The 10,048-nt window shown below is 75.2% G+C and carries 7 protein-coding genes and 1 pseudogene; 2 read left to right on the forward strand and 6 right to left on the reverse strand.

Going from position 1 to position 10,048, the window contains the following annotated elements:
* The 5 genes and pseudogenes from ACPYOM_RS02690 to ACPYOM_RS02710 form a co-directional block, all read right to left on the reverse strand.
* A pseudogene (locus tag ACPYOM_RS02690) lies at positions 1 to 482 on the reverse strand (hypothetical protein); the annotation flags it as partial.
* Between the two features lie 14 nt (positions 483 to 496).
* Positions 497 to 1,402 (reverse strand): hypothetical protein, encoded by a 906-nt coding sequence (locus ACPYOM_RS02695; protein WP_481340301.1) that lies wholly within the window; start codon positions 1,400 to 1,402, stop codon positions 497 to 499.
* Between the two features lie 47 nt (positions 1,403 to 1,449).
* On the reverse strand, positions 1,450 to 2,550 hold the full coding sequence (locus ACPYOM_RS02700) for a hypothetical protein (RefSeq protein ID WP_481344796.1): 1,101 nt from the start codon (positions 2,548 to 2,550) through the stop codon (positions 1,450 to 1,452).
* A gap of 82 nt (positions 2,551 to 2,632) precedes the next feature.
* Positions 2,633 to 4,744, reverse strand: a complete 2,112-nt coding sequence (locus tag ACPYOM_RS02705) for a S8 family serine peptidase (RefSeq protein ID WP_481344797.1) — start codon at positions 4,742 to 4,744, stop codon at positions 2,633 to 2,635.
* Between the two features lie 183 nt (positions 4,745 to 4,927).
* A complete protein-coding gene (locus ACPYOM_RS02710) occupies positions 4,928 to 5,560 on the reverse strand; it encodes a thymidine kinase (RefSeq protein ID WP_481344798.1) in 633 nt (210 codons plus the stop codon).
* Between the two features lie 115 nt (positions 5,561 to 5,675).
* Here ACPYOM_RS02710 and ACPYOM_RS02715 point away from each other — a divergent pair, with 115 nt between their 5' ends.
* Complete coding sequence (locus tag ACPYOM_RS02715; RefSeq protein ID WP_481344822.1) at positions 5,676 to 6,578, forward strand: aminoglycoside phosphotransferase family protein; 903 nt, start codon at positions 5,676 to 5,678, stop codon at positions 6,576 to 6,578.
* Between the two features lie 210 nt (positions 6,579 to 6,788).
* On the forward strand, positions 6,789 to 7,463 hold the full coding sequence (locus ACPYOM_RS02720; protein ID WP_481344799.1) for a hemerythrin domain-containing protein: 675 nt from the start codon (positions 6,789 to 6,791) through the stop codon (positions 7,461 to 7,463).
* On the opposite strand, the gene ACPYOM_RS02725 is transcribed toward ACPYOM_RS02720, so the two are convergent.
* Positions 7,444 to 9,915: an ATP-binding protein gene (locus ACPYOM_RS02725; RefSeq protein WP_481344800.1), complete on the reverse strand. Its 2,472-nt coding sequence runs from the start codon at positions 9,913 to 9,915 to the stop codon at positions 7,444 to 7,446. The two genes, ACPYOM_RS02720 and ACPYOM_RS02725, sit on opposite strands and share 20 nt — an antisense overlap.
* Positions 9,916 to 10,048: the final 133 nt, after the last annotated feature.

Raw genomic sequence — 10,048 nt, forward strand, 5'->3', positions numbered from 1 at the left:
TCCGTCGTCGGCAGCGTCAGATGTGTATAAGAGACAGGATCGGGGTCGGCCGGGAGAGCGCTGCGCGGCCGGGTGGGGTCGGGGTCGGCCGGGTCGGCCGGGTCGGCCGGGTCGGCCGGGTCGGCCGGGTCGGCCGGGAGAGCGCTGCGCGGCCGGGCGTCCATGACGACCCGGAGCCGCATCTGCGTCGAGGCCTCGTAGCCCAGGAGCGCCGCGTCGACCGGGTTCGCGGTGCGCACGATCAGGCTCGGCCGCCCCGGCACCGTCGCGGAGACCCGCGCCGCCAGCTGCACCTCGAGGGCCGTCGAACCGACGGTGAACCAGAGCGGCGGTGGCACCGGCACGTCCCCTGGGGGGTCGTTGAGCCACGCGTCGGTGCGGGTTTGCGCATCGGCGTCGATCGTCGCCTGCGCGTCGACGACCGCGCCGAGGAGCCCGGCGACGAGGTCGCCGAGCTCCGCGGCCGGGCTGCTGCTGCCCATGGCGGTCGCGGCCGTCAGAAGACGACGGTCGTGTCGTTGGAGACGATGCCGATGCGCGCCGAGACGATCGACTCGACCGGCGAGCGGTCCGCCGCCTCGTCGAGGAAGGTCCGCCGCAGCAGGATCTGCACGGTGCCGTCCGCGTCGGTCTGGTCGACGCCGCCGACGTACTCGAACGGCACGCCGGAGGTCTCGATCGAGATGGTCTTGCCCGCGATCGGCGTGCTGTCACGGCGGAAGTACTCGACCGTCACCTGCATCGTCCGCTGGGCCGGCGTGCCGCCTGCCGCGGGGATGTCGATGATCTCGCCGGCACTGACCGCCAGGCGTGGCCCTTGGACCGCCTGGCGCGGCTTCGGCACCCCGATGTCGTGCCGCGGGGTCAGCTCCGAGTACATGCGGATCCGGCCGCGGGAGACGTCGGAGGTCACCTCGCTCGTGCCCGTCGTCGTCGTGCGGTCGTAGTCGAGGTAGGTGCGACCGCCGCCGAGGATGACGAACAGGCCGCCCTGGCTCGACCCGTCGCTGTCGGTCGTGGTCGTCGAGGTGCTCGATGCCCCGGCCGACAGCTCGCTGGCGACGAAGCTGCCCTGCAGGCGCACCTGGCTCCACTGGTAGAGGACCGGGTCGATGAAAGTGATGAGCGGCAGGCGCTGCTCGTGCGACACCGACTCGTCGATGTTGCCGTCGTCGTCGTAGACGGTCTCCTGGACCGCGAGCACGTCGACGGTGGTCTCGGCGAGCGCCGTCGTCGTCGTGACGGCGGTGTCGTTGAGCTTGCGCTGCGTCGTGGCGACGGCCTGGCCGACGCCCGCGACGAGGTCGCCGAAGGACGTCCCGGCGCGCGCGAGCTCGTCGCTGACGTCGGAGTTGGGGATGTCGAGCGGGGCCGTACCGGCCCCGACCGGGATGATGCTCATGGTGTGCTCCTCGTGGTGGGGGCTCCGCGCGTCGCTGCTGCGACGCGTCAGAGCGTGACCTGGCTGCTCTGGCGGACCTGCCCCAGCGAGGCGGTGACCGGGAACTGGCGGGGCGTGACGGTGGCCCCGACGGGGACGACGCGCGAGAGGGTGACCTCGACCTCGCCGTCCGTGTTGGTGGTGCTGCCGCCGAAGCCACCACCCGTCGTGAAGCTGATCCCGAGCCCGGTCGCCTCGACGACGAGGTTCTTGCTCGGGTTGACGGCGCCGGACGCCTTGAGGACCTTGATGCGGACCTTGACCGAGCGCGTCCGCACGCCGGCAGCCGTCGTGTCGGTGACCGACCCCTGCGAGAAGTAGAGGCGCGGGCCGATGTCGACGTTGGCCGGCGGGGTGAACCCGTTCGCCTCGCGCGGCGCGAGGAGCGCGTCGACGCGGACCTGCCCCTGTGACCAGTCGACCTCCTGCTCGGAGCTCGACGTGACGGTCGTCGTCCTCGACTCGTCGTGGGTGTCGAACCAGCCGAGGAAGCCCCAGAACATGCCGACGGCGTTCGAGCCGATCGAGACCTGCTCGCGCTTGAACGTCATGGCCTGGGTGTTGTCGATCTCGCCGACCTCGAGGTCCATCGCGAGGCGCACGAACTTCCACTCGTGCACCGTCGGGGTGATGAAGTTGAGCACCGAGACCTCGGAGGTGACGAGCTCGGTGGCATCGAGGTCGGGCAGGCCGTCGTCGTCGAGCGTCTGGATGACGTCGGTGACGACCTTGACCTTCTTGTCCGAGAGCGCCTTGACGCTGTCGACGAGCCCCTTGTCGAGGGCGGTCTGCGACGTGGCGACGCCGAGACCGATCGAGGACAGGACGTTGCCGAACGTCGGGGCGACGCGGCCGAGCTCGTCGGTCACGTCGGCGCCGAGGGCGGCGGGCGTCGTGGCGGCGCCCGCCGGCACGGTGTCGTCGAGCGCGACCCCGCCTGCCGGACGCGTCGCGCCTCGGGTGAGCGCCGTCGACGTGCGCGACGCCGTCGACCCGTTGGCGCCGTCGGCGCCGCCGGTGGTTGCCGATGCGCTCGCCGCCGGGGACGCCGTCGTGGGACGGCGTGCCGAGGTGCGGCGGGCGCGCGGCGCTGTCTTCGTCTCAGCCATGATGTGGCTCCTGCCTTGTGCGTGGCCGGTCTGCCTCGCAGACCGTCACGGGGGCGGACCCGTGCCCCCGTGGGAGTCAGAGTCAGGACGGCGGTGGGGTGATACGTCCGGATGTGCGCCGTAGCCGGCTGCCGCGCGGGGTGCGCACGGCGAGCGCGAACCGGCGGGGCCCGGTCATGACACGGCTGCCGGCGACCTCGATGCGGTACAGCCCCTCGGCCGCGGCCGGCAGGTCGACGACCTCGACGGTGTGCACGGTGTCCGGTCGGCCGGGCGCACCGTCGGGGTGGTTGCCCCACCACGCCGTGCCGTCGGGGGTGGCGACGACCAGGTCGAGGTCGTCGACGAGGCGCGGGTCGGGCGCGTCGTACCAGGCCAGCGCCACCCGGACCGCACCTCCACCGGGCGGCACCCGCAGCGTCCAGGCGCGTCGGTCACCGGTGTCGAGGGCGTCGGCGTCGGTGTCGACGAGCCAGGCCACGTGCGCGGGTCCCGAGGGCAGCGAGCCGGCGACGTCGAGGCGTCCCCAGCCGCACACCTGCGGGTCCTCGCGCTGCCCGGTCGTCGAGCCACGTCGCAGCACGGGCGCCGCACCCATGAGGAGAATCGCCTTGAGCCCCAGGCCGGTCGGGCGCCGACGCGTCCGCTGCCAGCCCTGGAGCACGAGGGCTGCGCCGCCGCCGAGGACCCCGACGGCGATCGACGTGCCCGACCGGTAGCAGTAGTACGGCTGGGGCGAAGCGATGCCGTTGCCGATGTCCGGCGACACGAGGCTGCGCAGGCCCACGAGGTTCGTCCCGGGGGCGCACAGGTCGGGTTTGCGGCGTCCGTCCGGGGTCGGGCCGGTCGAGGTGAGCAGCGCGATGCGGTCGGGCTCGCCACTGACCGGGTCGACGCGGTCGGCGGGGTTGGGATACCGGCGGGACGCGTTCTCGAAGGCGGCCCACCCCCGACGCTCCCCGACGCCCGCCGTCGGACCCTCGGTCGCGCCGACGGCGAGGACGTTCTTCGCGCAGGCGGGCGAGTAGACGGTCGTCCCGTCGGGCGCTCGGTCGGCGTCGGGGTCGGAGCCGAGGTTGCCGGACGCGTAGAGGATGAGGTGGTCGGGGTGCTCGGCGAGGAAGAGGTCGACCTCGTGCGCGTCGTCGGTGTACGCGCCGGCGACGGCGTCGCCCCACGCGTTGACGTGGACCCGTGCGCCCTGCCCGGCGGCCGTCTCGAAGAGGTCGCGCAGGTCGAGGGGCCGGCCGGCCAGGTAGTAGCCGTCCGGAAAGGCCTTCTCCTGCAGGGGTTTTGCATCGACGTACTGCTCGATGGCCTGCACGACGACGCGCGCGCCGGGGGCGACCCCGTGCTTGACCCCCTGGCTCGCCGCACCCGTGCCCACGACGGTCCCGGTGACGAAGGTCCCGTGGCCGCGGTTGGTGTCGGCCGCCCCGTCGTCGGCACCGGGGTGCACCGCGACGGCGTCCCAGCTGGCGTCGATCGGTCGGCTGACGAGGCCTGCCACGCGGCCGCGCAGGTCGGGGTGCAGGTCGTCGAGGCGTCCGGAGTCGAGGCCGGTGTCGACGACGCCGACGACGACGCCGCTGCCGTCGAGACCGTCCTGCCGCGGCAGGGTCGCACCGACGGCGGTGTCGAGCGGGTCGTCGAGGACGTGCGGCAGGCGCGGCGTCGTCACGAGCTTGACGCCGACGACCGCGGCGAGGTCGGCCCGCGTCGTTCCGGCCGCGAGCTGCACCCGCAGCTTGCTCCGGTCCTGGGCGAGCACCCGGTGCCCGGCGTCCCGGAGCCGTCGCGCGACCGCGTCGCGCTCGGCCCGCTCGAAGACGACCACGTCGACGACGTCCGGGCCGGCCACCGAGGGAGGCACGACCTCGCGGGTGCAGTCGGCGGCCCGGTACGGGACGGCACCGACGGCTCCCGGCACGGAGTCCTCGAGCGGGCCCGACGCGTCGGGCAGGTCGACGCACGCGCCCGACGGCGGGCACCAGAACCGGACGGTCACACCCGCGCGGGCGAGCGCCGCCCGCAGTCCGGCGTCGACGGGCGTACCGAAGCGGACGACGACCCTCGGGCCCTCGCCGCGGCGCCACTCACCGCCCGGCACCCGCACCGGGGTGCCGTGCACGAACACGACGTCGTGGCTCATCACCGACAGTGGCCCGAGCGCGCCGCGCTGATACGTGCGCACAGCGGCCGCGTCGTCGCGTGCGCCGTGGACACGGGCCGCGCGCCGCCGTTCCGGATGACGACCACCATCGGCCGGTGGCCGTGTCCGGTGTGCTCAGCGTCGCGCAGGCGCGGGGGTCGTGGTCGTCATCCGGTGACGCCGCGGAGCCTCGGGCGCCCATGGCGAGCGCCATGACGAGCGCCGTCAGTCGCGCGGGCGGACGAAGCACGTGCGGCAGCGTGCCTCGTAGGAGAACGTGCCGTCGTCCGGAAGGGCCTGCGTGCCGCCCGATCCGCCCGATCCGCCCGCTCCGCCGAGCCGGTCGAGGAACGGCACTCCACCACGCAGCACCTGGGTGTGGGTGGCGCTGAAGTCGCGGCACACGTCGCACACGGCTCGCCGGTACGTCACGGCGTCGGGTCCGAGCTCGAGCAGGGCCCGGACCGGCGCGAAGAGCTCGCCGCGGTGGTCGAGGTCGATGCCCGCGACGACGACGCGCGTGCCGCGACGCAGCAGCTGGCCGACGACCTCGATGTCGGCGACGTCGAACATGTGGACCTCGTCGACGGCGACGAGGTCGAGCTCGGCGTCGAGCGCCTCGGCGAGGGCGAGGGTCTTGGTCGTCGTGAGGACGCCGCCGCTGCGCGAGGTGACGCCGGTGTCGCGCACGTGCCGGGCCGACTGGTAGACCCGGTGCCTGACGCGCGTGTACTGCAACGGCGACAGCAGGGAGATGAGCTCGAGGCTCTTGCCCGACTTCATCGGCCCGAGGACGACGTCGAGCGACACCTCGCTCGCGGTGCGGACGGCCTGCCTGACGTCGTCGATCGTGGTCACGGGCCGCAACGCTATCCGTCGGCGCCGACGGTCCTGGCCCGCTCCCGACCCCCGCGCTCGGGACGCAAAGGGTTCGCCCGTCGCAGGCGTCGGCGCCTAGGGTGGCCGGGTGCCGATGCACGCCGACGAGGTCCGGGCCACTCCCGCGCTGGTGCGCCGACTCGTCGAGGACCAGTGCCCGCAGTGGGCCGGGCGGCCGGTGACGCCGCTGCCCGACGACGCGGAGGGCACGGACAACGTGCTCTTCCGGCTCGGCGAGGACCTCGTGGTGCGGATGCCGAAGGTGGCCCACGCGGCTGGGCAGGCCGCGTCGGACGCGCGCTGGCTCCCGGGGCTGGCGCCGCACCTGCCTGCCGAGGTCCCGGTGCCGGCGCACCTCGGTCACCCGGGAGGGCGTTACCCGTGGGCCTGGGCCGTGGTGCCGTGGCTGCGCGGCACGACGCCGCCACGGCTCGGCTCCGACGACGTGCCGCTCGCGCGCGACCTGGCTGCCTTCACCCGCGCCCTGCACGCGGTCGACGCCACCGGCGGCCCCTCCCGGCAACCGGGCTCACGCGGCGCGCCGCTGCGGCACGTCGACGACGCCGTCCGCGGAGCGCTCGGGCGGCTGCAGGACCAGGACGACGGCCTCGACCTCCGGGCCGCCGAACGCGCCTGGGAGACCTGCCTCGCCGCGCCCGACTGGGACGCTGCGCCGGTGTGGATCCACGGTGACCTGCAGCCCGGCAACCTCGTCGTCGACGCGGGCCGCCTCGTCGGCGTCATCGACTGGGGCGGGCTCGGGGTCGGCGACCCTGCCCCGGACGTCGCCGCCGCCCTCTGGACGTTCACCGGCGCCGCCCGCGACGCGTACCGTGAGGCGGTCGCCCCCGACGACGCCACCTGGCTCCGGGCGTGCGGCTGGGCGCTCGCGCCGTCGCTGACCGGCGTCGACTACTACCGGCACACCTTCCCGCGGATGGTCGAGCACGGCCGGCGGATGGTCCGGGCCGTCGTCGCCGAGCTCGCGTCCGCCTGACCGACCACCGGCACCGTCGTCCGGCACCTACGTCCGGGCACCGGGTCGCGCACGAGGTCCGGCAGCGGCCGGCTCGTTCCGGCTCGTTCGGGCGTGGTGCGTGGTGCGTGGAGGTGGTGTGGGTGCGCTGTGGAGCCGCCGTGGCTGGGGTGTGCCGCACCCGCCGCCCACGCTGGACAGGTCAGCACCACGCCAGTGAAAGGGCTTGTCGTGAGCGCCACCACCTTCAGCACCACCCCGACGTCGGACCGCCCGTGGGTCCACGAGATGGTCATCGTCCACCGCGCCTTCCGGCGCGAGACGCGCCTGCTGCCGGGGCTCGTGCGCCAGGTCGCCGACGGGGACGTCGAACGGGCCGGGACCGTGGCCGGGGCCGTGCGCCTCGTCCTCGCCGGTCTCGAGATGCACCACACCGGTGAGGACGCGGTGCTGTGGCCCGCGCTGCTGGAGCGGGCCGCGCCCTCCACCGGGCTCGTCGAGACGATGCAGGCGCAGCACCACGGCATCGAGGACCACCTCCAGCGCGTCGAGCACCTGCTGCCCACCTGGGAGGCGGCACCCACCCGGGCCCGCGGCGCGGCGCTGGCCGACGTCCTCGAGCGTTTCGCCGCCGATCTCGCCCAGCACCTGGACCTCGAGGAGCGCGAGATCCTGCCCCTGTGCCTGCGGTACCTCACCGTCGCCGAGTGGGACAGCCTCGGCGAGCACGGGATCGAGAAGATGACGCGGTCCCAGCTGCCGCTGCTCTTCGGGGCGCTGCTGGAGGAGTGCACCCCGGAGGAGCGCCGGGCGATGCTCGCGAAGCTGCCCCTGCCGGTCCGGCTGCTCGTGCGCACGGTCGGCGCGCGGCAGTACCGACGCTTCGTCAGCCGCGTCCGGGGCTGACGTGCGCTTCGCCTTGGGAGGTGATCGCGTCCGCGACCTCTGCCGCGAAACGGCTCACCTCCTCCGGGGTCGCGGTCCGACCCGCCTCCCACGCGGCGGCGAACTCGTCGGGACCCAACCGCGTCCGGGCGGCGACCAGCCCGGCGTCCACCGTGGCGCGCGAGGGCGGGTAGTGCGGGTCCACCGCCGTTGTGTCACCGAGCGTGGCGGCCGCCCCGAAGAGGAACGCTGCGGCCTCGGGCCGCCCCGACCGTGCGGCCACACCGGCCATCTCCGGGACGGCGTACCCGAGCGTCCAGGCGAGGCGTAGCGGAAAGGAGACGGCGAGGGACTCGCCGAGCAGGGCCGCTGCGTCGGCATCCGCACCGGCGTGCTGTCGGGCCGTCGCCAGCGTGTTGAGCGCGGTGGCGAGGCCGAACTCGTTGCCGAGCGCTCTCGCCGCCGAGACCGCCTCCTCGAGCAGTCCGGTCGCAGCCTCGGCGTCGCCCGCGAGCAGGACCGCCTGCCCACGGCCGAGCTGCACGTGCAGCCGGACCCAGCGGCGCGGGTCGCCGTCGCCGCCCTCCTCACCGCCCAGGTCCGCGGCGCGGCCCTCTGCCTGCGCCAGGAGCCGCTCCCCTGGGACCAGGTCCCCGGCGAACAGCGCGCCGAGCCCACTGAGCAGGGTGGCCTCGACGACGAGGAGGGTCTCGCCGGCCCGGTCGGCCAGGCCGGTCGCGACCTCGCCCAGCCGGCGCAGGCCGACGACGTCACCGACGACGAGCAGCAGGCCCATCCGACCGACGGCGGCCCGCGCGGCCGCCGACGGTGTGCCCGCGCCCGCGGCCCGGTCGAGCCACTCGAGCCCCTCGCGCACGCGTCCCCTCATCGCGAAGTACGGCCAGAGCGAGCCGGCGAGGTCGGCCGCATCGGCGACGCGGTCCAGCTCGAGGAGCCGGAGGAACCCTGTCCGGAGGTTGCCGTGGTCGGCCTCGAGGCGGTCGAGCACCGGCCCGACGTCGCGGGCCCAGAGCCGGCGGTGCGCGGCGAGGGCCACCTCGCGCGCCTGGACGGCGTGCGCCTCGGCCGCGGCGAGCGCGTGGCCCTCGACGTGCGCCCGTGCGATCGCGTACTGCCGGACGGGCTCGAGGAGACGGAACCGCGGAGTGCCGTCGGGCGAGGGCACCGGCAGGACGAGGGCCTGCTCGACGAGGGCCGCCACGCCGGGCAGCGCGGCGTCACCGTGCAGCGCGGCACCGGGCAGCGCGGCGTCGCCGGGACGGCCGGTGACGCCCGCCTCCACGGCCTCGAGCCAGTCCAGGGAGAACCCGCCGGTGAAGACGGCGGAGCGCAGGAACAGGGCCCGGTGCCGCGGCTGGAGCAGCTCGACGCTGCCGTCCAGGACCGTCGCCATGCTGCGCTGCCGGTCCGGCAGGTCGCGTGGACCGGGCACGCCGACGTCGGCGCTGCCGGACTCGAGCCGGGCGAGAAGGGCGTCGGCGGGCAGCACGCGGGTGGCCGCGGCGGCGAGCTCGATGGCGAGCGGGAGCCCGTCGAGGTGGCGGGCGATCGCGGCGAGCGTCGCGGGCGCCGTGTCGTCCCGCAGCGTGTGCGCGCCCGCGGCGGACGCCCGGTCGAGGAACATCGCGACCGCGGGCGAGTCCGCCACGTCACGCCCGTCCCCGGCCAGGGGCAGGGCGAGCGCTGCCAGCGGCACCTCCTGCTCGGCGCGCACCCGCAGGGGCGCGCGGCTCGTGGCCAGGACGGTGAGCCCCGGCGCGAGCGCGACGAGCTCGGCGAGCCCGGGCCCGCACCCGGTCACCTGCTCGACGTTGTCGAGGACGAGCAGGACGCGGCGGTCGGCGAGGTGGGCGGCCACCTGCTCGACGAGCGGGACCGTCCCGGCCGGCTGCTCGACGACGCCGAGCGCCACGGCGACGTGCGGCAGCACCTGCGACGGCTCGCGCACGGCCGCGAGGTCGACGAGCCGGACGCCGCCCGTGAAGAGGTCGGTGACGCGCGTCGCGAGCTCCGTCGCCAGCCGCGTCTTGCCGACGCCACCCGGGCCGGTGAGGGTCACCAGCCGCGCACCGTGCCCCGCCAGCAGCCCCTCCAGGCGGAGGAGGTCCTCGTCCCGGCCGAAGAGCGGCGCCACGGCGGCCGGAGCGAGCCGACCGGTGGTGGCCGGTGGGACCCACGTGGGTGGGGCGCCGGTCCCCGCCTCCGACGGCTCACCCCGGGACGGCACGGCCCGCACGAGCCCGGCGCGTTCGGCGTCGTCGAGCCGCAGCGCGTCCGCGAGGGCACGGACCGTGTGCGGGTGGGGACGTCGTCGCTCCCCGCGCTCGAGCGCCCCGATCGCCTTGGCGCTCACGCCGGACCGGCCGGCGAGCTCCTCCTGGGTCAGCGCCCGCGTCTCGCGCAGCCGTCGGAGCACCGCACCGAAGCCGCTGCCGGACGCCGACCACTCCACGGGAGCGACGGTAGCGCCCGAGGGGTGGGACGGCGGGCGAACGACGCGGGCGGCCGTTCTACTCGCCGGTCACCGAGGTGGCGTGGAAGGCTGCAGGGTGCGACACCACCCCGTCAGCACCCTGTGAAGGAGA

The organism is Monashia sp. HAY1-2A (assembly GCF_056755315.1).

Excerpts from the sequence above, each read along its gene's own strand:
- ACPYOM_RS02700 (WP_481344796.1), bottom strand. The coding sequence starts at position 2,550 with ATGGCTGAGACGAAGACAGCGCCGCGCGCCCGCCGCACCTCGGCACGC.
- ACPYOM_RS02695 (WP_481340301.1), bottom strand. The coding sequence starts at position 1,402 with ATGAGCATCATCCCGGTCGGGGCCGGTACGGCCCCGCTCGACATCCCC.
- ACPYOM_RS02715 (WP_481344822.1), top strand. The coding sequence starts at position 5,676 with ATGCACGCCGACGAGGTCCGGGCCACTCCCGCGCTGGTGCGCCGACTC.